Origin of the sequence: uncultured Fibrella sp. (genome assembly GCF_964250085.1) — a bacterium.
Classification (GTDB): domain Bacteria; phylum Bacteroidota; class Bacteroidia; order Cytophagales; family Spirosomataceae; genus Fibrella.
In genome coordinates, this window is record NZ_CAXUEC010000010.1 from 88,658 (window position 1) to 109,272 (window position 20,615).

Here is a 20,615-nt window from a genome sequence, read left to right on the forward strand (position 1 = left end):
TGATAGCTCAATATACGTGTCTTGGCGCGAATACGATGTTACACAGTATAACTACTCCATTACCATAAGGTTGTTGCTCTCTTCACAATTATGACTTCATAAGCATGACACTACGCGCTATCTGGCTACATCTACGCATGCCCTTCTCGATTTACCTGCTTCCCGTCTGTCTGTTTGCCATGACGCTGCCCCCCGGTATCAGCAACTGGTGGCGGGCGGTGTGGGTGCTGCTGATCATTCACGTACTGGTATACCCCGCCGCCAATACGTTCAACAGTTATTACGACAAAGATGAAGGCAGTGTGAATGGTCTCGAAAGTCCACCGCCTGTGGACAAGACGCTGTTCTGGGTATCAATGGGTCTTGAAGCACTGGCCCTGCTGGCGGGGGCGTTCATCAACATGCAGTTTGTGGTGTTCATTCTGGTATACGGCGCGTTCATGAAATGCTACAGCCACACCGCCATTCGCATCAAGAAGCGCCCCGTGGCCAGTTGGTTGCTCATCAGTACATTCCAGGGCGGATTTGTGTTTCTGATGACCTACATGATTATGCACGACGTGAGTTTCTGGGAACTGTTCGTGATGTCGGACCAGATCGGTTTATGGCTGGGTACGTTGATTTCGACCCTGAATATTCTGGCGCTGTACCCGGTTACGCAGGTGTACCAGCATGCCGAAGATGCCAGCCGGGGCGACCTCACCATCAGCCGGCTGATGGGCGTGCGGGGTACATTCATCAATGCGTGGCTTTGTTTGCTGGCGTCGGGTATCTGCTTTCTGCTCTTTTATGAAGGCACCTGGCCGTTCTTCCTGATGATCGCCCTGCTCGTTCCCGGCGTTGTGTATCTGGCGGCTTTGACGTACCGGGTCTGGCAAAATGCCGCCGCCGCCGATTACCGCGCCGCCATGTGGATGACCCGCCTTACCGGTTGGGGAATGAACATTTTTTTTCTGATTCTGCTTGCTTACAAATCGTAGAGTAAGGGTCAAAGGCAAAAAGCGAGTTGGGTAGTTGTACAGATAATTGCTACTTTTAGGGATACTAACTGGTTCATTGCCAGTATCCTAAAAACCTAAAAATTGCCATGAAGAAGATCTCGCTTTTACTTCCCTTGTTGGCTGTTCTCTGGCTTGGTGCCTGCCGTCAGCAGGAGGCTCAGCCTGCCAACGAGTTTCCCGATGTGCCAACGGCTGTTGTTCAGGCCGTTCGGATTGCTTACCCAACGGCAACAGGCCTGAGCTTTACCGAAATTGACAAAGGCAATATGTGGGAATCTGATTTCAGCATACAGGCCGTCAATCACCAGGCTACTGTCAATGCAAAAGGAAGCATTCTGGAAGTGTATGCGCTGGGCAAAGGCGATGCGCTGACAGGCCCTCAGTCAGTGACATTGCCCGCCGCTGCCAAAGCCTACATCGACAAGACGTACCCAGGCTACAAACTCGTAGCCGTCGGCGAAGGGCAGTACAATAACCAGAAGGCCTATAAGGTATCGCTGCGTACGGAAAAAGAAGAAGTTACGCTCATTTTCGACGCCAGTGGTACGGTGATTCTGGAGTTTAAAGCGGCTATTACGCCGGTAGTCGAGCCGCCCAAAACCTTTCCGATCCTGAAGGCAGAAGAGTTGCCGACTGCCGCCAGTAATTACCTGAAGGAAAACAGCCTGGTGTTTGCCAAAGGAATGGCAACCGTGGATAAGGACAATAAGAAGACGTACCTGGTTTACGCAACAAAAGGGACGACGACCTATGAACTGGCATTTGACAACGACGGAAAGTTGATCCGGTCAAGCTCATCGACCCCAACGCCTCCTGCCACAACAACCGTTGAGCTAAAGTCGATCAGCGATTTACCCGCGGCGGCGGTTGCGTTCCTGGCGGGCTACACATTTGAGAAAGGGTCGGTCACTACGAAAGAGGGAAAGAAGACCTATTCAGTGGTGGTGAATAAAGACGGAAAACGCTACGAAATGACCTTCGATGGCGACGGTAAAGTGCTTACCAATACCTATACGCCGCGCCCAACAGAAAAGGCAATGGCTACGTCGAGTGAGTTGCCGGGCACCAGTAGAGAATACCTGACTAAAACGTATCCTGGCTGGGCGTTTATGAAGGGCGTAATCGTATCGACTGGCTCTGTAGTGACGAGCTATACCGTCGTTATTAAAGTTGGGGAGGTACTGTATACGGTCATTTTTAACGGAGAAGGTAAGTTTACTTCAGCAACCAGAGGGTAATACCGCGTTGAATGGTGGTGTTGACAGAAGCGTGGTGTTGATTTTTAATAAAGGTCAGCACCACGCTTCTGCTGTTTGTGGAGGAACGTGACGATCCAGGTACGTTAGCAACGCAGGCAAAAAGGCTGTCATGCCCTTGTAGGCAAGCATAGCGGGCGGGGTTGTGCTGAATACCTGCGCCAGCCGGAGGGCCGCGTCGGGGCGGGTGTTAAGTTCGTTGGCCAGCCGATTCTGATAGGTATGAATGCCAAACAAAATGGCCCCCGATCGAGGAAGCCGCGTCAGGGTTTGCCGTTCGATGCGGAGGAAAAGCTGGCTACCGATCATGTTGGGGGTAAGGCTGGGCAGGCGGTCGGCAAGGAGTTGGTCGAGGGCGGGTGTGTGTCGGCTGGTCATATCGAGTTGATCGGTCACTTTCACACTCCAGTTTACGCGCCAGACTGGTCGGCCAACGGGTAGCCGTTCCATGAGTTTTTGCGCCGCCCGGATCATTGGCTCTACGATGGGCATAATGGGTGCGTGGATTTGCCAGAAGGGGAGGCCAATCTTCTCGTTGAGACACCAGCCATTACCAAAACAGAGCTGCCCGCCCACCAGCGTTGAGTCGGCACCAGCCAGAATTACGATATCTTCCTGCACCTGCCGCCCCACCCAATCAAGCGGCGCAACCGGCAACGTACCTGGGTCGCCAAATGTAAAGGTCGTTTCCTCGGCAAGCAGGTGGTTTTGCCAGTGCCATTGCTTGCCCTGTTGCCAGAGGCTAAACCAATCGGGACAGAACCGGGCAAGGTGTTGAAGCACCAGTTCCAGCACCTCCCATTGCGCTGTTTCATGGCCGGGAAGGGTCTGGAAGTAATAGGCTGGCAACTCAGTCAGTAACTGCTTCTTCAGCGCAATTTCGGCTTTATAATGCGCATCTACCTCAACAAGCCGGTCACTCTCGGGCAGTGGGGCCGTTCCCATTTTGTCGTTAAACCGCTGGCCGAAAGGAAAGTAAGGAAGCATGGAGCCGGACGTGTGACCTGGTGTTTCGAACGCAAGGTACATCACCAGTAGCCAAACTTTTTCTTCGGAAAGATCGACTTTGGAATCATGGCGTGAACGCCCAGTACCTGATCGACCACCTGACTGATTTCGAGATCGACGCCGGTGCTGGCGATGGATAATGCCTGATTGACCGTGAAACCCAGTTCGGTCTGAATGAACTGAACGGCTTCGGCAAGGGCCTGTTTCATGGCTTTGTTCAGGTCTTTGTCGAGGCCAACGGCGATAAAGTGAGTGGGCGTTTCGGCCCGTGGCATTTTTAGCCCGCTCTTTTTATGGACGATAAACTGGGCGGTCAGGTTCACGGCGGTTTCAATAGCCACGCCACTTACCTCGCCGTTGCCTTGTGCGGCATGTCCATCGCCAGTGGTGAATAACCCACCCGGAACCGAGACTGGCAAGTGCAACGTCGTATGTTTCGTCAGGTGTTTGATGTCGAGGTTGCCTCCAAAAAAAGCGGGCGGAATGGAGCTGACCCGGCCTGTTTCGGCTGGTGGCGACAGGGCCATAACGCCCATAAACGGCTTCAACGGTATCTCAACGCCGTCGATGAACGTACCTGTGCGGCGTTTGGCATCGTACCGATACACAAACGTTTCGCGTTGCTTCACCAGCTCGGGAATGCCGCCACCGCCCGGCCACACGCTGTTTACGCCAAAGTCGGCGGGGAGGGTAAGATCGAGGATTCGGATTTCGATATGATCACCGGGTTCGGCGTTTTCAATGTAGATCGGACCCGTCAGCATATGCCCGCGAATGCCGGAGGGTTCGGGCTTCACGTTCTTCATAATGGCAATGACCTCCTTCGCATGATCGTCGATCGGCAAATTATTGGTCTTGTAAAACGCCTCTGGATCGGTGCGGCTCACCCCCGACGGATTGACCGTTTGAATTTCCACAATATCGCCATCTTTGATCCGGCTAACGGGCGTTACATCGGCCCCAAAATAGCCCCACACCATGTTTTCGGGCAGTGACCGAACCACACTATCCGGTTTGATTCGGGCTGGTTCTGCCAGATTTACTGTCGTTTCAGCCTGCGCCGTTTCGGTTGAAATTGCCTGAAGGATGGTAGGGAGCGCTAGTGCCGCTGCGCCGCGCTGGGCAGATTGCCGAAAAAAATGGCGTCGTGAGTGATACATGTAGTTTGTTGATTAACGGTTGTATTGTGTTTGGTGAATAGGTGCTTCGCGCTGTAGGTTGCTTTCGCTAGGCCCTTCGACAGGCTCAGGGTGACAACTCACATCCAAATGTTGATGACCAACTTGAGTTAGGTTGTCACCATGAGCCTGTCGAAGGGCCAGGCGAAAGCAACCTATATCGCAAAGCACACCACAGTAATGCACGAAAATAGGTCGTTAACGCCAAATAAATTCATAGTATTTCTCTCTGTTTGCCTAATTTAATTCCGTTATTTTACGAAGTACTTTCTTCAAAGAGACATTGTACCATGACTTCTCGACGCCATTTCCTTCGCCAAACAGCCGCTGCCGCTACGGGTGCCATTACATTGCCACCATTTCTGCCCGACGTGGCGGGGCAAGCATTGCCAAACGCTGCGCTGAAATCACCTACAGACTGGGCGCAGGATGAAGATTTCTGGGCGCGTATCAAGTCCGAATACACGGTGTCGCCCAATATTTTGAACCTGAATAATGGGGGCGTTTGTCCGCAGCCTAAAGTGGTGCAGGATGCGCACATCCGGTTTTATCAGTACAGCAACGAAGCGCCATCCTATTACATGTGGCGTATTCTGGATCAGGGCCGCGAGGCCCTGCGTGATAAACTGGCCGAGTTGGCGGGCTGCTCGTCGGAAGAGATTGCGATTAACCGCAACGCCACTGAAGGGCTGAACACAGTCATTTTCGGCCTGAATCTGAAACCCGGCGATGAGGTGGTGCTGACCAAACAGGATTACCCCAACATGCTCAACGCCTGGAAGCAACGCGAAAAACGGGACGGTATCAAGCTGGTTTTCCTGAACCTGGAATTACCTAACGAGAACGAAGCCGCACTGGTCGACCAATACGTCAGCGCGTTCACGTCGAAAACGAAAGTGGTGCATATCACGCACATGATCAACTGGATTGGGCAGGTGATGCCGGTGCGAAAAATTGCTGACGAAGCGCACAAACGTGGTATCGAAGTCATTGCCGACGGCGCCCATTCGTTTGCCCTGTTCGATTTCAAAATTCCCGATCTGGGCTGCGATTATTACGCCACCAGCCTGCACAAATGGCTGGGCGCACCGTTTGGTAGTGGTATGCTCTACGTGAAACAGAATAAGATTAAGAACGTGTGGGCCTTACTGTCGAACAATGAACCCGATGGTCCCGATATCCGCAAATTCGAGAGTCTGGGCACGCGTTCGTTTGCGTCGGAAATGGCTATTGGCACCGCCGTTGATTTTCATAACGGTATTGGCTCGGCGCGTAAATTTGCCCGGGCGCATTACCTGAAAAATTACTGGATGGAACGGGTACGCGACGTACCTGGCGTGAAAATCCACACGTCGTTCAAGCCGGAATGGGCGGGGGCCGTAGGGCTGGTTTCTATCGACGGGATGAAGGCGACTGAAGTGGATAGTCAACTGATGGGTAAATACAAGATTCACGCCGTCGGTATCGACTGGGAGAACATTCATGGTGTCCGCATCACCCCGCACGTGTACCATTCGCCCAAAGACCTCGACCGGCTGGTTACCGCCATTACGGCCATTGCCAGTAAATCGCGTAAGAGCTAAATACTCGTGACAGCCCTACAAATGCCCAACAGGAATGCAACTCTTGACGGAGACGAGGCCGTAGGTACGTTTGTTTTTGATAACATAGTTTGACACAAGTTTTCCTGTTTCATCCCAAACGCGCTGAAGACCGTCCTGTTCACCGGCCAGGTATGCGCTTTCTTCCCGCTTGTTGCCTGTGGGGAAATAAACCAATTGCGTGCCGTCGTATTTGTCATTCTTATATTGAAACAGGTAGCGAAGTTTCCCGTTTGGCCACCATTGCCTGAAAATACCTTCTCTTCGGCCATCTACAAACTGGCGTTCCAGTAGTTTTTCGCCCGCATTGTACCAGCCTTTCGCTAACCCATTTTCGCGCCCGTTGATGATCGGCAAACGGTACACAACCCGGCCATCTTTTTCTTTCTCAACCATATAGCCCGAAAACGGCTGGTCCTTGTAGAACCAGCCATCATCGGTTTTGCGTAGCAGTGTGTCATAATTCACCACCTCTACGGCGGGCGGCATTTGCCTGTCCGAATTGCCTGATGAACAGGCACCAGTTAGTAGCAGAACGGCACTAACGAGTAGTAGCTTCATACCGACAGTTTACTGAGTAACCAGAAACTGACCCATCATGCCGCCATCTTCGTGGTTCGAGAAATGGCAGTGGTACATGTACGCGTTGGTGGTGCTGGCGAAGTCATCGAACTTAGCAATGACCGACACGCTTTCGCCCACAGGTACGTATACCGTGTCTTTCCAGCCCGATTCGTAAGCGGCCACCGTTCCGGAACTGCGCGAAATGATCTTGAACTGGATGTCGTGAATGTGGAAGGAGTGGCCGAATATATTGTTGTTGGTAATCGTCCATTTCTCAACGGCATTCAGCTTAAGCGTCTGATTGATCCGGGTATCGCCGTACACGTTATTGTCGAATGAGAACGCCGTGGCTCCCTGTCCACCCGTGATGGTGATGGTGCGGCTGTTGGTAACGTCGGCGTTGGTCCAGTACGTATTGGTTGTGAGTTTGGCGGGAAGGGCCGTGATGCCCGACGCAGTGGCCGCTTTCACGTTGATGTGAAGAACGGTGAAATCTTTGTTGTTTAGCAAACTGCCAAAGTCGCCGGTGGTATTGGGCTCGCCACCCGGAAAACCAAACGCCTGCCCTGAATTATACGCTTTTAAATCAAGGCTTGACCCTACGGCATCCGCGCCTAGATTGACCAGGATTTCAACACGTTCGCCAACCATCATCTTCACCCGCGTAACGGGAACAGGCGCGTCAAGCAGGCCACCGTCGTTGGTAATGACGTAAAACGTCCGGTTGTCGCTGAAGCCCAGGTTATAGCCCCGCTCAATTTCCGCGTTCAGAATACGGAGGCGCACAAACTGTTTGGGCAGGCTTACCTGCGCGTTCGACGTTCCGTTGGTCAACTGGTAATCGCCATACGCCCGGGCGCTCAGGTCAAAGGCGTTCGACGCGTTGTAGCTCCGGCTGGTCAGAATCAGCGGAATATCATCTTCGCCGTAGGTACGTGGTAAGGCCAGTGCCGACTCGGCTGGGTCTTTAATGATAATCAGACCGCCGGCACCGTAGGTCAGGTGCGCTTTTGTTTTTTCATGCAGATGCGGATGGTACCAATACGTACCTGCATTGTTCTTGATCTCAAACGAAGGCGTCCAGGTGGTGCCTGCGTCAATGATCTGGTGCGGCCCACCGTCCATAATGGCTGGAATGTGAAAGCCATGCCAGTGGGTCGTCGTCGCTTCCGGCAGGTTGTTGGTAACGTTCATCTTTACCAAATCTCCCTTGTTCATGATCAGCGTTGGCCCCCAGAAACCGGTGTTGTTATAACTATACGTGTTGGTAACAGCTCCCGTCCGCATCTGCTTCGTTGTTTTGGCCAGCGTCAGGTTGAAGGTTGTGCCCGTGAGGGTAGGGGGAATCCAGAGGTCGTTGTACGTACCGGTGGTTACTGTTGTAGATGTCGTATCGGGCGTAACGGCTGTGTCGCTCGATTTACTACAACTGATGATGAGCGCAAAAGCGACAAATAGAGCCAGAATGCTTGCTTTGGTCATGTGAGCAGGGTCGGAATTTGCCAGTTAGACGACGTACCTGATCTGCTCCTACGCTGAAACCAAAAAAGCTACAGGAAACCCCATAGCTTGTTCACATCAGCGATGTACTGTACGCTTACCCGATCTTCTCTTTATGCATCAGCGTAGCCACACCGCGTGTGGTGACTTTCCCGGTTTGCGCATCGCGAATTTCGCCGAGGATCTGAGCGGTATGTTTGGCGGTATCGATAGACTGCACCGTGAAGGTCACCTCATAGTCGGTGTCGACGAACATAGGGCGTAAAAACTCCAGCGTCTGGGCCAGATAGACGGAACCAGGGCCGGGAAATTCCGTGCCCAGCACTTTTGTGAAGATGCACGCGCCCAGCATACCATGAATAATGGGCCGTTTGAACGGTGTTTGGGCCGCAAACTCCGCGTCGAGGTGAAGCGGGTTATTATCGCCGGTAACGCGGGCGAAGTCAATCACATCGGCCTGCGAAAAGCGGAAGGCATGCTTGTGGGTGTCGTTGGGTTGCATTGAAAAAGTAGGGATCAGATAGATTGTTCGGTAGGTACGTTCCCGAAAATGGCTTCCTGCGCCTGACGGGCTACCTGCTCGCCCGTCAGGCCAGCGGGCTCGATGGGGGGGAGCACGGTCCAGATCATGCGGGTGAAGGGGCGTAGTGGGAAAAGGCCTTCCGGGTTGAATTTACCTGTTCCGGTAATGGCAATGGGTACGATCAATGCATTCGGGCACTTGCGTAGCAGGATTGCCAGCCCGGCCCCGGCAAATGGTTTGGGCTGACCATCGCGGCTGCGGGTGCCTTCAGGGAAAATGACCACCGAGCAGGCCCCTTCTTTCAGGCGTTGACCCAGGCGGCTGATTTCGCTTATCGCCTGCCGGGGATCGGTTCGGTCAACCAGCGCGGCACCACTTTTTCGCAGGTTGTAGGATACGCTGGGCGTGCCCCGGCCCAACTCGATCTTCGACACAAAAACCGGGGTGTACTGCCGCAGATACCAGGCAATCGGCGAGATGTCGAACATGCTCTGGTGATTGGCTACGAAAATAAGTGGCCGGTCGGTTGGCGGTGTGTAGTTGAACCGGAACCGATGTGTTGACCCTGTCAGTAGCCAACCCTGCATAATCGATCGATTAAGCCAGTCGGCAACCGGTTTTTGTGCTTTAGGTCCCCCCAACCCGAAGGCAAAAACCTGTGCGATGTGGAAGAGCAACAGGATAAGGGAAAAATAAAGGAGATAAACTATACTAAATAGATATGCTAAGGCCTGTTTCAAACGTTGATACTAATAATAACTTGTCATTCCTGCGGCAAAATTAGGTAATAACGCCGTTGTTGCTTCTTTTTGCAAGGTAATGGTGCTGCAAGCACTGCTTCAAATCTCCGTAACACGATACCAATCAATGAATTCCCGCATCGAAGTCATGCAGTTTATCGGTACAAAGATCGACACGATCATGACCGATTACCTGAAGCCAATTGAGACCAACTGGCAACCTACTGATTTTCTGCCTGACTCAACCAAGCCAACGTTCTTCGACGAACTGCGCGATCTGCGCGAGCAGTCGGCGGCGTTGCCCTACGATTACCTCGCTGTTTTGATCGGAGATACGATTACCGAAGAAGCCCTGCCAACCTATGAAGCCTGGCTAATGGATGTCGACGGTATTGACCAGACTGACCAGAAGGGCTGGTCGCGCTGGGTACGTGCCTGGACAGCCGAAGAAAACCGCCACGGCGATTTGCTGAACAAGTTTCTCTACCTCTCCGGCCGGGTCGATATGCGGGCGATGGAAACGTCGACGCAATACCTGATTGCCGACGGTTTTGATATTCAAACCGGTCGCGACCCGTACCGCAATTTTGTGTATACGTCGTTTCAGGAACTGGCAACCAACGTGTCGCACCGGCGGACGGCTACACTGGCCAAACAGGCTGGTAACAACCTGTTGTCGCAGATATGTGGCGTCATTGCCGCTGATGAAATGCGCCATGCCAAAGCGTACAAATCGTTTGTGCAGGAAATCCTCAACCTCGACCCATCGAACATGATGCTCGCTTTTGAGGACATGATGCGCAAGAAGATTGTGATGCCCGCTCATTTTTTGCGTGAATCGGGCTTCAAACTGGGCGAAACCTACAGCCATTTTTCTGATGCCGCCCAACGGCTCGGCGTGTACACCGTTCAGGATTACATCGCCATTATGCAGTCGTTGCTGAAAGACTGGAAAATCGACGCCATCGAAGGGTTGAATGATGAGGCCCAGAAAGCCCGCGATTACCTGATGGCCCTACCCGCCCGCCTCACCCGTGTAGCCGAACGGACCAAAACCCCCGAACTAGCCTACGAGTTTAGCTGGATAGCGTAAACGAAGGTAAAATTAAGTCCAAGGTCCAGGAGGCCAAAGCTGCTCTGCTAATCTGCAAAGCGACTTTGGCCTCCTGGACCTTGAACATTTATTCCGTCGCAAATGCCTTGTGAATGCGATCCCGAAGCATGGCAACGTACCTGGTTGGAAAAAGGCGGGTAACCCATTCGATCTGTCGGGCATCGTTGCCGATTAAAACACGGGCTTTTTGGCGCGAAACCCCGTCGAGAATGACACGCGCTGCTTCCTGAGGCGTTGTTTTGGCCGCTTTGGCAAAGCTTGTCGTGCTTTGTCGGTGCATATCGTCAGTCACGAAGTTGCCTTTTCCCCGTCGGGCTGCCTCGGCAATGCTGGTGCTGATTCCTCCCGGATGCACGCAGGTTACCCGTACGTCGGTATCCATCAGTTCCATACGCAACACGTCGGAAAAGCCGCGAACCCCAAACTTGGCGGTGCAATAGGCCGACTGGTTTTCTACACCTGCCAGCCCGAATACACTGCTGAGATTCACGATATGACCTTTGTTGTGTTCCAGCATGAAGGGCAGAAACGCCTTGGTCATTCGGATGACACCCCATAAATTAATGCTGAGCAACCACTCGAAATCGTCGAGATGCGTTTGTGCGAACGGCCCGCTAGCCAGCGCAACGCCTGCGTTGTTGATTAGGATCAGCCGTTTAGCTGAATCTAGTGTGGGCGTCAGGTCGGAGGCAAACTGGTGAATTGCTGCCGCATCCGACACGTCGAGCCGGTAGGTACGTAGTGATCCGCCAACCAATTGATTGGTTTCGGCCAGGCCCGCCTCATTTATGTCGGTGGCAATTACCTGCGCGCCCTGCTGCACCGCTTGCCGGGCTAGTTCGCGCCCAATACCAGACCCGGCGCCGGTGATGAGGATGGTGGTGTTGGCAAAAGTTGGTTTCATGTTCCAGGTTTCAGATGGCGCTGCCACGGCAGATGTTACAATGTAGCAGCGCCACCTGGAATCTGAAACCTGGAACATGAAACTTCTACACTAAATGCAGCGGTGCCGAAGCCATTTGGCGATGTCTGCCGCCGGGTTGGAGTTTTTCTATTTCGCTGATCACATCGACGATGCCTTTCAGCGGAATTTTCACCCAACTGGGGCGGTAGCTAATTTCGTAGCCCAGTTCGTACACCGCCTTTTCGAGCAGGTAGATCAGCAGCAGGTAGTTGATTTCGCCGTTGTCGTAAAACATTGGGTGTGGTGAACCGAACGTACCCAGATACGCATCCAGGTACGTATCGCGGATTAATTTGTACCAGCGGTCGGAAACAACCTGCAACTTGTCGGGGTCGATACCCTGGGTTTCGGATGAGTTGAACAGTTTGGCCGACACCGCATAGTGATACGACCGAATCATGCCCGCTACGTCTTTCAACGGCGAATGCTTGATCTTCCGCTCGGCAATGGTGCTTTCTGGCTCTCCCTCGAAGTCGATAATCACGTAATCATTCTGGGTGGCGAGTACCTGCCCCAGGTGATAATCGCCGTGGATACGGATGCGGCACGAGCCGAGTTCCCGTTTTTTGAAGTCAGCCACGAAGTCGTCGATCATCTCTTTGGCTTCCATAAACACCCACGCCAGCCGCTGCGCCTGCTCATCGAGTTGGCCATAGTTGTTGACCAGCAACTCATAGCGCCGTTCGAGCAGATCGGTGAAGCGCCCGGCCAGAAATGTGCGGTATTCGTCGGTGAACGGTTCGGATTGAAAAGCCGGATCGTCGGTTTTACTGTACAGGGCCAGGTGCATTTCGGCGGTGCGCTGCCCCAGTAACGCCACCTTCTCGAACACGTCTTCCTTCACCGTAAACACCCGGTTCGGCACCGCATACAGAAAATCGTTGAGGTAATCGCCGGTCATAGCCCAACTGTCTTTATCGTTGGCCACCATCCGCTGCATCATTCCCAGCGTAATGTCTCCCTGTTCGGGCTGATGCCAGGTGAAGCTGCCGGCATAGGCCGGAATGGCTTCGAAACCGCCCGTTTCCGTCAGGAAAGCGACCATTTCTACCTCCGGGTTGGTCAGCGTGAACAGTTTCCGGTAGAGTTTCATGAAGTACATTTCGTTGAAAACCAGTGCAGAATTGCTGGAATCGACGGGCAGTACCCGCGACATAACTGCGTCGCTGGCCACCAGCCCTTTGCCCTTCTGAAACGTAATGACTCCCTGAGTCTGATTGGCCAGGATGTTGTGATACAATAGATTACGAAAATTCTCGTCGTAAATGGCGTCAACGAGCCAGCCGGTCTGGGTACCAAATGTGGCTTCGGTGATAAGGCCCTTTTCAGGTACGTTGCCTCTGGTTATGGGATCGGTAATGAATGATAGCGGGAGCAAGTACCGTTCTGGATCACCATCGGAGTAACGGGACTCGATGATGGCCATATAGTAGGTTGTTCCGTTGGTAGTGAGGGGTAGAATACTTGAAAAATCAAAGCCAACTTGCTGACGGGCCTTTCCGGCAAACCATCTACAGGCATTGATGTAGGCAGGAAGCACGGTGTCGCTCAGCAAACGCTGGGTAGGTATATCGAGGGCAAAAGTGAGCCAGGGCTGGGTAGAAGTCATAGGGTAAAGGCTAACGGAATCTTGAACGCCAAATAAACGGTATGCACATCAGAAATTGGAGGCAAAGGTGGTTTTCTTAGCTTAATCGTAGAAATACTGCCGTAAATTGGCATGAGCCTACCAGTCGGGAATCGGGCTGGGTGAATCAAAAGAAGGTTGAACAGCGGCCAGGTTACGTTTATTCAGTATGGTTTGTATAAAACACGGCCTCATTTTATTAGTTTGCAGAGTAAGGAACTGGCAACCTTCTAGCCGGTTCTTCTGTTTTCTGCCTGATGTTATTCGATAATCACAATCGCCCTATAACGTACCTGCGGCTGGCCGTTACTGACCGCTGCAACCTGCGTTGTTTTTACTGCATGCCCGAAAGTGGAATTAAGTATTTGCCTAAACAACAGCTACTTACCTACGAAGAGATGGAGCGTGTGGTGGCTGTTCTGGCCAGAATGGGCGTATCGAAACTTCGGTTGACGGGTGGTGAACCGTTCGTGCGGGCAGGTCTGATGCCGTTTATGGAACGGCTGTCGGCCATTCCCGGACTGACCGAATTGCACATGACCACCAATGGGGTGCTAACGGCGCCGCATGTGGCCGAAATGGCCCGCCTCGGTGTAAAATCTGTGAATTTAAGCCTGGATAGTCTTGACCGGGCCCGTTTCCACCAGATTACCCGCCGCGACGAATTACCCGCGGTGCTGGGTACGTTAGACGAACTGCTGGCCCATACTATTCGGGTGAAGATCAACGCGGTGGTTATGGACGGGCAGAACATTGAAGATCTATACCCGCTGGCCGAACTGGCACGTACCCAACCCATCGACGTGCGGTTTATCGAGGAAATGCCGTTCAATGGCGAAGGCAGCCATTACCCCATTCTGACCTGGACCCATCAGCGTATTTTGCAGGAGTTACGGTCGTTTTATCCCAATCTGGAACAGCGCCCCACGGCCCCGCACGCCACGGCAGCTACCTGGCAGGTGCCGGGTTACGTGGGTACGTTGGGGATCATTGCGGCCTACACGCGCACGTTCTGCGGAAGCTGCAACCGCATCAGAATGACGGCGCAGGGCATGTTAAAAACGTGCCTTTATGATGATGGCGTACTCGATATTCGTGCCCTGTTGCGGGGTGGAGCATCAGACACCGAGCTGACGGCGGCTTTCCTGAAAGCATTTGCCCACCGCCCGCTCAACGGCTTCGAAGCCGAAAAGCACCGCCAGCCCGTCACCGAATCCATGTCTACCATCGGGGGCTAATGTCTCAGACGGCTGTGCCGTGTCCGAACATTACTGTTTCACACCTTTTACCAGTCCTTCAGCTACGGTTTTGTAGTGCTGGGGCAGGGTTTCGGGCGTGTCGGTGATTTGCACATTTGCAGGAAAGCCCTCGGCAATCAACGCATCGATCTGGGGCAGAAAAGCGCTGCCCTGCCAGCGAAATAAAGTCGTTGGTACCGTCAGGCGTTTCACGTTTTCGGCCCGTTCATGATCGAAAGCGGCCCGGTATCCATGCGCGTAGTTGACGCCCGCGTTCAGAAATTCCATCGCCATTTGCTGGGTCTGCTCAGGTGTAGGAACCGGGCCGATCCGATGGGCTTCGTCGGTCATGAACCAGGGGAAATACTGCATGAATCCGGTCGACATTTGCCATACTTTCGCCAGATGGCTTCCGTCGGCGCGGGGAGTAAGGTCGGGAAACGAGTTAGTCAGGATGGCCTGCCGTTCCGTTTCATCGATATGGAAGGCGTTGTCAAGCAATACGTTAGCTACTTTGTCGGGGTAGGCGTGGGCGTAGGCAATGGCAAGCTGGGCACCCGTACCTGTTCCGTACAGGATAACCTGCCGAAGGCCCATTTCCCGAAAAAAGGCCCGGAAAGAGGGGAGGTAGTCTTGCAGAGAAGCAGGTGGATTGGGCAGTGGATCGGTGCCGCCGTAGCCGGGAATGTCGGGAGCCAGGATGCGCATCTTGGGCCTGAGGCTACCCAGTTCAGCAAACAGGGGCGCAAACATCGCTGAACTGCCGGGTGATGTGTGGAGAAGAACAATAGCCGTTTCGGCCGTTATGTCGCCTTGCTGGCGGTAATGCCAATAACGATTTTCAACGGCAATCAGGTGGCGCGTAGGCATGGGGATCAATGGGGTGGTCAGCTATCAATACATGGGCAAAGGCGCCGTAGGCGTATAAAGACAACGAAATTTTCGCGCTATTTAGCCTTAATAACCCCGCAATAACGAGAATATGGAGCATTACCAGACTACACCCTCATAAATTAGCCGACTATTGCTCACAAAAAACGGCGGCCCCAGTTTATAAACCAGGGCCGCCGTTTTCAGAAAAGGAAGGAATAGGAATAGTCTGGAAAGTTACTTGTCAAATCGCAAAGCGCTCAATCGATACGTGTTTTTTGAGGTTTCCCAATGCGCCAAAAATCAAATTGTAAACGGATTGAATGTTGATATCCATGAGTTTCGAGATTTCTTCGTTGCCCATGTTTTGGTAGAATTTCAGGTAAACGGCCTCGCGCTGGCGACGGGGTAGCCGATCAAGAGCGCGGGTGAGGCAACTGTTCAGGTGCGTGTCTTCTTCGTTCTGAATCAGGGCCATCTCATACGAACGATCACTGTCGGTAAATCCTTCACCCGGACGAAGATCATCGGGGTTACAGAATTTCTGCTCGGCGGTGATATGGCGAACCAACTTCCGCTTGATCGACGCCATCAGATAAAACCGGACCGATGTGGTGGGGCCAATATTTTGCCGGTGCCGCCAAAGCTCTACAAACAAGTCGTGGATGCAGTCTTTAATGAGCGCACGATCCTGCGAGAAGTGGCTGCAGTAATGAAACAGAACATTGACGTACTCCTGATAGAGTGTTGCGAAAGCCGGTTGGTTACCAGACCGGAATTCGTCCCACAACTTAACTTCATCAATTTTGGGAGACGTGCGCTGCCGAGCCATATGGTTAGTAGATTAGTTAAGAGGACTACTGTAAACTTATAAATCTTTCACTAATAATTATCGGCATAATCCTAAAAATTGAGGCAACTGTTAGGAAAGTGTTGTAGTTGGGTAAAATAGTACACTCTTTGTGACTATTACTATCGTCGATCTTAATTGAGAATAGGTCACTTGATAACTTCCAAGCCGGTAAATCGAAATGTGCTTCCGTCAAACAATCCCTTGTCGCTTAGCTTAAGGGCGGGAATAACCAGTAACGCCATGAAGCTTAGGGTCATAAAAGGAGCCGCCAGCGTACTGCCCAGCTCGTCCTTTACAAACCGATCCAGTTCGGTATACTGGTCGGCAACAACGTACCCATCCACGTCGGTCATGAGGCCCGCTACCGGCAGCGGTAATAGTTTGCGGATATATAACGAACCGGCCTCCTGCGCCACCACGCCCACCGCCGACAAACCACCCCGCGCCTGAATAACCGCATTGACGGCCTGACACAGACTCTCATCGTCGCAACCCACGGCGGTGATATTGTGCGAATCGTGCCCAACAGATGAGGCGATGGCGCCCTGTGTAAGGCCGAAATTTCGGATGAAGCCTACTGCCACCGGAGCATCGGCATAGCGATTGACGACCACAATTTTGAGCAGGTCGCGGGTGGGGTCGGCTACCCACGCACCTTTGGCTACGGTACCGTCCAGATGCAATTCGTTCGTAATCAGTTGTCCGTCAATGGCTTCAATCACCCGTAACTGGCCGTAGGGGCGATGCGCCTGCAACCAGAAATCGGCGGGCTCTTTGGGCGAGCAGTTAAACTGGTTTACCTGTTCGCTTCGCTGGTCGGGCAGGAGGGTTTCTCCACGTTGGGCTACCGTTTCGCCATTGATTATGGTTTCAAGCACCTGAAAAGTAATCAGATCGTTTACCACAATGTAGTCGGCCGCATCTCCTTCGCGCAGCAGCCCTACGGGCAGGCGGTAATGGAGCACCGGATTGATGCAGGCCGCCCGCAACACGTTCCAGCGGTTGTAGCCCGCCCGAATAGCCCGCACCACCAACTGGTTGATGTGCCCTTCAGCCAGCGTGTCCGGGTGCTTATCGTCGGAACAGAACATGATAAGCTGCGGAAACTCATCAACGAGCGGAATCAGATCGTCGAAGTTCCGGGCGGCGCTGCCTTCCCGAATCAGGATATTCATGCCCCGCCGGGCTTTGTCTAGTCCTTCCTCATAGGTGGTGCATTCATGGTCTGTTTCAATACCAGCGTCGATGTAGCGCTGGGCGTCGTTGCCGCGCAGGCCGGGCGCATGGCCATCCACGGGCTTGCTGAAGGCCCTGGCGTAGGCGATTTTCAGCATCACGTCGGGGTCTTCGTTCAGTACGCCGGGGAAATTCATCATTTCGGCCAGATACCCGATGTCCCGTCGGCCAAGCAGGTTCTTGACGTCGTTTACACCGATGATGGCTCCGGCGGTTTCGAAGGGCGTGGCCGGTACGCAGGAGGGAGCCCCAAAGCAGAATTTAAACGGGGTACGTTCGGCATCGTCGAGCATGTATTCCACACCCGCTACACCCAGAACATTACCGATTTCGTGCGGGTCCGATACGGTCGATACGGTACCGTGTACAACGGCAAGCCGCGCAAACTGAACGGGGGTTAACAACGAACTTTCGATATGAACATGCGCATCAACAAAGCCGGGGAGTATATACGGCTCGCCAACGCGCTCGGGACCAAGACGGTCGATCTGCGCTACGCGGCCATGATCGAGATGGATGGTGCCGTAATAGATCGACTTGTCGAAGAGGTTCAGGATATTGGCAGTCAGCATAAAGCGAGTGGTGGTCCGGCAGTGAGCAGGAGCTTGTTAAAGGTCAAATGTTGGCAAAAGCCTGCAACAATCCCAAGTGTAATGAGAAAGTTTTAGCGTACGTGAGTAAGGGTATATAGCCCAGTAAAGCGACTTTTTCGTTTACTTACCGATTGAGCAACTTCCTATTACATGTCAGACTCTATTCTGAAAATTCATCCCGACGATAATGTCATTGTGGCATTAACCGATCTGCCTGCGGGGGCGCAGGTAACTTACGAAGGTCATACGTATACAGTACCCAATGGAGTTGCGGCTAAACATAAGTTTGTGACCGAAGCCCGGCAACCCGGTGAACCTGTTCATATGTACGGTGTTACGGTGGGCCTGGCCACGCAGCCAATCGGGCAGGGTGAGGTGATTACTACGTTCAATCTTCGCCACGAAGCCGACCCGTATGGATTAGCCCAGCGCCAGCCTTATACCTATAAAGCCCCCGACGCGTTGGCTTTTGCTACTCGTACATTTATGGGCTACCACCGGCCCGACGGGCGCGTAGGAACGCGCAACTACTGGCTGGTGATTCCGCTGGTGTTCTGCGAAAACAGGAATGTGCTGACGCTTAAAGACGCGTTCGAGCGCGAACTTGGTTACGCCCAGTCCGATCAATACCGCGATCAGGTACGTGAGTTACTGCATCTGTATCAGCATGGGCAGATCGACGTGATCAAAAAAATGGAGCCGTTTGTGTCGCCTGAACAGAACAAAACACTTCATAACGAGCCAGGTACGTCGCGTCGGCCCTTTCCGAATGTAGACGGCATCAAATTCCTGACGCACGAAATGGGCTGCGGTGGTACCCGGCAGGATTCGGCGGCGTTGTGTTCGCTGCTGGCTGGCTATATCAATAACCCGAACGTGGCGGGCGCAACTGTGCTGAGCCTGGGTTGCCAGCACCTTCAGACCGATATGCTGGAGAAAGAAGTACGTCGGCAGAACCCGCATGGCAAGAAGACTCTGCTGATGTATGAGCAACAGGCCGGTACAGAATATGAACTGCTGACCCAGGCCATTAAAGATACGTTTTTGCATCTGATCGAGATTAACAAAATCGAGCGGCAGCCTGCCCCGCTCAGTCAGTTATGCGTGGGCTTGAAGTGCGGCGGCTCGGATGGGTTTTCGGGCATTTCGGCGAATCCGGCCATCGGTTACCTGTCCGACCTGCTGGGTACGTTGGGTGGGCGCACCGTACTGGCCGAGTTTCCTGAACTATGCGGGGCCGAGCAAAACCTCATCGACCGGATGCCAGATGATCAGCGGGCCATGAAGTTCATGAACCTGATGGAAACGTACGCCGCCCAGGCCGAAGCTGCCGGGTCTGGTTTCGACATGAACCCCTCGCCGGGAAACATTAAAGACGGCCTGATTACCGACGCCATCAAGTCGGCGGGGGCCGCACGGAAAGGCGGGCTGGCGTTTGTGGCCGACGTGCTCGATTACACCGAACCCATTACGTCTCCAGGGCTGAACCTGCTCTGCACGCCCGGCAACGATGTAGAAGCCACAACGGGCATGGCGGGGTCGGGAGCCAACCTCATCCTGTTTACGACGGGCCTGGGTACGCCAACGGGCAACCCGATCAGCCCGGTGGTGAAGATTTCGACCAACACAAAGCTGAAAAACCGAATGCCCGACGTGATTGACTTTGATAGTGGACCGGTCATCGACGGCCAGCAAACCATCGAACAAAATGGCGCGGCCCTGCTCGATTGGCTCATTGGTCTGGCCTCAGGTACGTACCTAACCAAAGCCGAACAACTCGGCCAGGACGATTTCATTCCCTGGAAACGGGGGGTATCACTTTAAAATTTCGGATTGGGGATTTTGGATTTCGGATTGGCTGACGCAAGAACACTCCCAGTGCGAAACCAATCCGAAATCCGAAATTCCCAATCCGAAATCCCATTCATGTTTTCACTCAACAACAAAACCGCCCTGATTACGGGCGGGGCCAGCGGAATCGGGCTGGCCATATCGGAGACATTCGCGCAGGCTGGCGCTACTATTCACATACTGGAACTGAATCGGGAGGCGGCAGAAGTAGCCGCTGGTCAGATTCGGGCGGCGGGTGGGCAGGCGCAGGCATATGGCGTGGATGTGTCGGTGCAGGCCGACGTGCAGGCGGTGGTTGATCAGATTGCGGCGACCGGGCCTATTCACGTGCTGGTCAATAATGCGGGAATTGCCCACATTGGTACGGCTGAAACCACGACGGAGGCCGATCTGGATCGCATCTATTCGGTCAATGTGAAGGGCGTGTATAATTGCCTGCATGCCGTGTTGCCATATATGAAAGCCAGCGGCGGCGGGGTCATCCTGAACATGGCGTCAATTGCGGCTACGCTAGGCCTGTCCGACCGTTTTGCCTATTCTATGAGCAAGGGGGCGGTACTGAGTATGACGTTGTCGGTGGCAAAGGATTATCTGACGCACAATATTCGCTGCAACTGCATTTCACCCGCCCGGGTACACACGCCGTTTGTCGATGGTTTTCTGGCGAAAAATTACCCCGACCGGAAAGATGAGATGTTCGCCAAACTATCGGCTTCGCAGCCGATTGGCCGGATGGGTAAGCCAGCCGAAGTGGCTTCACTGGCGCTATACCTTTGCACAGATGAAGCCGGCTTCATCACCGGTACCGATTACCCCATAGACGGCGGCGTGGTCCGGCTGAGTACGTAGTACCCCTCCCTACCGGGAAGGGCGGTCCTTGTCCGGGTTGGGTTGGGGT

18 protein-coding genes are annotated in these 20,615 nt (G+C 53.4%); 7 read left to right on the forward strand and 11 right to left on the reverse strand.

Annotation, left to right across the window (positions count from 1 at the left end; translation table 11 throughout):
* The first annotated feature begins 104 nt into the window (after positions 1-104).
* Together ACFE8Q_RS24835 and ACFE8Q_RS24840 are read left to right on the forward strand one after the other, a co-directional pair.
* Positions 105-980 carry a UbiA family prenyltransferase gene (locus tag ACFE8Q_RS24835; protein ID WP_375448146.1) on the forward strand — a complete coding sequence of 292 codons (876 nt, stop codon included), beginning with the start codon at positions 105-107 and terminating at the stop codon, positions 978-980.
* 107 nt (positions 981-1,087) lie between these two features.
* Positions 1,088-2,239 (forward strand): PepSY-like domain-containing protein, encoded by a 1,152-nt coding sequence (locus tag ACFE8Q_RS24840; RefSeq protein ID WP_375448147.1) that lies wholly within the window; start codon positions 1,088-1,090, stop codon positions 2,237-2,239.
* A gap of 54 nt (positions 2,240-2,293) precedes the next feature.
* Here the strand turns inward: ACFE8Q_RS24840 and ACFE8Q_RS24845 are convergent, their stop codons facing one another.
* Together ACFE8Q_RS24845 and ACFE8Q_RS24850 are read right to left on the reverse strand one after the other, a co-directional pair.
* On the reverse strand, positions 2,294-3,244 hold the full coding sequence (locus tag ACFE8Q_RS24845; protein WP_375448148.1) for a DUF3445 domain-containing protein: 951 nt from the start codon (positions 3,242-3,244) through the stop codon (positions 2,294-2,296).
* Positions 3,245-3,285: 41 nt separating this feature from the next.
* Positions 3,286-4,425 carry an acetamidase/formamidase family protein gene (locus ACFE8Q_RS24850; RefSeq protein ID WP_375448149.1) on the reverse strand — a complete coding sequence of 380 codons (1,140 nt, stop codon included), beginning with the start codon at positions 4,423-4,425 and terminating at the stop codon, positions 3,286-3,288.
* A 308-nt stretch (positions 4,426-4,733) separates the two neighbouring features.
* Between ACFE8Q_RS24850 and ACFE8Q_RS24855 the strand changes: the two genes are divergently transcribed.
* On the forward strand, positions 4,734-6,026 hold the full coding sequence (locus tag ACFE8Q_RS24855; protein WP_375448150.1) for an aminotransferase class V-fold PLP-dependent enzyme: 1,293 nt from the start codon (positions 4,734-4,736) through the stop codon (positions 6,024-6,026).
* A 15-nt stretch (positions 6,027-6,041) separates the two neighbouring features.
* Here the strand turns inward: ACFE8Q_RS24855 and ACFE8Q_RS24860 are convergent, their stop codons facing one another.
* The 4 genes from ACFE8Q_RS24860 to ACFE8Q_RS24875 all read right to left on the reverse strand — a co-directional run bounded on the left by ACFE8Q_RS24860 (position 6,042) and on the right by ACFE8Q_RS24875 (position 9,308).
* Complete coding sequence (locus ACFE8Q_RS24860) at positions 6,042-6,605, reverse strand: toxin-antitoxin system YwqK family antitoxin (protein ID WP_375448151.1); 564 nt, start codon at positions 6,603-6,605, stop codon at positions 6,042-6,044.
* A 9-nt stretch (positions 6,606-6,614) separates the two neighbouring features.
* Complete coding sequence (locus ACFE8Q_RS24865) at positions 6,615-8,090, reverse strand: multicopper oxidase family protein (protein ID WP_375448152.1); 1,476 nt, start codon at positions 8,088-8,090, stop codon at positions 6,615-6,617.
* 115 nt (positions 8,091-8,205) lie between these two features.
* Entirely contained in the window at positions 8,206-8,610 is a 405-nt protein-coding gene (locus ACFE8Q_RS24870; protein ID WP_375448153.1) for a MaoC family dehydratase, read from the reverse strand.
* Between the two features lie 14 nt (positions 8,611-8,624).
* Entirely contained in the window at positions 8,625-9,308 is a 684-nt protein-coding gene (locus tag ACFE8Q_RS24875) for a lysophospholipid acyltransferase family protein (protein ID WP_375448154.1), read from the reverse strand.
* A gap of 190 nt (positions 9,309-9,498) precedes the next feature.
* Here ACFE8Q_RS24875 and ACFE8Q_RS24880 point away from each other — a divergent pair, with 190 nt between their 5' ends.
* Complete coding sequence (locus ACFE8Q_RS24880) at positions 9,499-10,464, forward strand: acyl-ACP desaturase (protein WP_375448155.1); 966 nt, start codon at positions 9,499-9,501, stop codon at positions 10,462-10,464.
* 88 nt (positions 10,465-10,552) lie between these two features.
* Here the strand turns inward: ACFE8Q_RS24880 and ACFE8Q_RS24885 are convergent, their stop codons facing one another.
* Together ACFE8Q_RS24885 and ACFE8Q_RS24890 are read right to left on the reverse strand one after the other, a co-directional pair.
* The gene (locus tag ACFE8Q_RS24885; RefSeq protein ID WP_375448156.1) at positions 10,553-11,389 is read right to left on the reverse strand and encodes an SDR family NAD(P)-dependent oxidoreductase; all 837 of its coding nucleotides are present in this window, start codon (positions 11,387-11,389) and stop codon (positions 10,553-10,555) included.
* A gap of 85 nt (positions 11,390-11,474) precedes the next feature.
* Positions 11,475-13,058 (reverse strand): putative maltokinase, encoded by a 1,584-nt coding sequence (locus ACFE8Q_RS24890; protein WP_375448157.1) that lies wholly within the window; start codon positions 13,056-13,058, stop codon positions 11,475-11,477.
* A gap of 275 nt (positions 13,059-13,333) precedes the next feature.
* Here ACFE8Q_RS24890 and moaA point away from each other — a divergent pair, with 275 nt between their 5' ends.
* Positions 13,334-14,314 carry a GTP 3',8-cyclase MoaA gene (gene moaA, locus ACFE8Q_RS24895; RefSeq protein WP_375448158.1) on the forward strand — a complete coding sequence of 327 codons (981 nt, stop codon included), beginning with the start codon at positions 13,334-13,336 and terminating at the stop codon, positions 14,312-14,314.
* Between the two features lie 30 nt (positions 14,315-14,344).
* Here moaA and ACFE8Q_RS24900 read toward each other — a convergent pair whose 3' ends face one another.
* The 3 genes from ACFE8Q_RS24900 to ade form a co-directional block, all read right to left on the reverse strand.
* Positions 14,345-15,184, reverse strand: coding sequence for an alpha/beta fold hydrolase (locus ACFE8Q_RS24900; RefSeq protein WP_375448159.1), 840 nt, complete (start codon positions 15,182-15,184; stop codon positions 14,345-14,347).
* A gap of 244 nt (positions 15,185-15,428) precedes the next feature.
* Positions 15,429-16,016, reverse strand: a complete 588-nt coding sequence (locus tag ACFE8Q_RS24905) for an RNA polymerase sigma factor (protein WP_207332319.1) — start codon at positions 16,014-16,016, stop codon at positions 15,429-15,431.
* Positions 16,017-16,183: 167 nt separating this feature from the next.
* Positions 16,184-17,845, reverse strand: coding sequence for an adenine deaminase (ade, locus tag ACFE8Q_RS24910; RefSeq protein WP_375448160.1), 1,662 nt, complete (start codon positions 17,843-17,845; stop codon positions 16,184-16,186).
* A gap of 171 nt (positions 17,846-18,016) precedes the next feature.
* On the opposite strand from ade, the gene ACFE8Q_RS24915 reads away from it, so the two are divergent.
* Both ACFE8Q_RS24915 and ACFE8Q_RS24920 read left to right on the forward strand, forming a co-directional pair.
* On the forward strand, positions 18,017-19,690 hold the full coding sequence (locus ACFE8Q_RS24915; protein WP_375448161.1) for a UxaA family hydrolase: 1,674 nt from the start codon (positions 18,017-18,019) through the stop codon (positions 19,688-19,690).
* A 102-nt stretch (positions 19,691-19,792) separates the two neighbouring features.
* On the forward strand, positions 19,793-20,566 hold the full coding sequence (locus ACFE8Q_RS24920; RefSeq protein WP_375448162.1) for an SDR family NAD(P)-dependent oxidoreductase: 774 nt from the start codon (positions 19,793-19,795) through the stop codon (positions 20,564-20,566).
* Positions 20,567-20,615 lie beyond the last annotated feature (49 nt).

Coding starts and splice junctions, on each gene's coding strand:
- ACFE8Q_RS24835 (WP_375448146.1), top strand. CDS start 105: ATGACACTACGCGCTATCTGGCTACATCTACGCATGCCCTTCTCGATT.
- ACFE8Q_RS24840 (WP_375448147.1), top strand. CDS start 1,088: ATGAAGAAGATCTCGCTTTTACTTCCCTTGTTGGCTGTTCTCTGGCTT.
- ACFE8Q_RS24845 (WP_375448148.1), bottom strand. CDS start 3,244: ATGCTTCCTTACTTTCCTTTCGGCCAGCGGTTTAACGACAAAATGGGA.
- ACFE8Q_RS24850 (WP_375448149.1), bottom strand. CDS start 4,425: ATGTATCACTCACGACGCCATTTTTTTCGGCAATCTGCCCAGCGCGGC.
- ACFE8Q_RS24855 (WP_375448150.1), top strand. CDS start 4,734: ATGACTTCTCGACGCCATTTCCTTCGCCAAACAGCCGCTGCCGCTACG.
- ACFE8Q_RS24860 (WP_375448151.1), bottom strand. CDS start 6,605: ATGAAGCTACTACTCGTTAGTGCCGTTCTGCTACTAACTGGTGCCTGT.
- ACFE8Q_RS24865 (WP_375448152.1), bottom strand. CDS start 8,090: ATGACCAAAGCAAGCATTCTGGCTCTATTTGTCGCTTTTGCGCTCATC.
- ACFE8Q_RS24870 (WP_375448153.1), bottom strand. CDS start 8,610: ATGCAACCCAACGACACCCACAAGCATGCCTTCCGCTTTTCGCAGGCC.
- ACFE8Q_RS24880 (WP_375448155.1), top strand. CDS start 9,499: ATGAATTCCCGCATCGAAGTCATGCAGTTTATCGGTACAAAGATCGAC.
- ACFE8Q_RS24885 (WP_375448156.1), bottom strand. CDS start 11,389: ATGAAACCAACTTTTGCCAACACCACCATCCTCATCACCGGCGCCGGG.
- ACFE8Q_RS24890 (WP_375448157.1), bottom strand. CDS start 13,058: ATGACTTCTACCCAGCCCTGGCTCACTTTTGCCCTCGATATACCTACC.
- moaA (WP_375448158.1), top strand. CDS start 13,334: ATGTTATTCGATAATCACAATCGCCCTATAACGTACCTGCGGCTGGCC.
- ACFE8Q_RS24900 (WP_375448159.1), bottom strand. CDS start 15,184: ATGCCTACGCGCCACCTGATTGCCGTTGAAAATCGTTATTGGCATTAC.
- ACFE8Q_RS24905 (WP_207332319.1), bottom strand. CDS start 16,016: ATGGCTCGGCAGCGCACGTCTCCCAAAATTGATGAAGTTAAGTTGTGG.
- ade (WP_375448160.1), bottom strand. CDS start 17,845: ATGCTGACTGCCAATATCCTGAACCTCTTCGACAAGTCGATCTATTAC.
- ACFE8Q_RS24915 (WP_375448161.1), top strand. CDS start 18,017: ATGTCAGACTCTATTCTGAAAATTCATCCCGACGATAATGTCATTGTG.
- ACFE8Q_RS24920 (WP_375448162.1), top strand. CDS start 19,793: ATGTTTTCACTCAACAACAAAACCGCCCTGATTACGGGCGGGGCCAGC.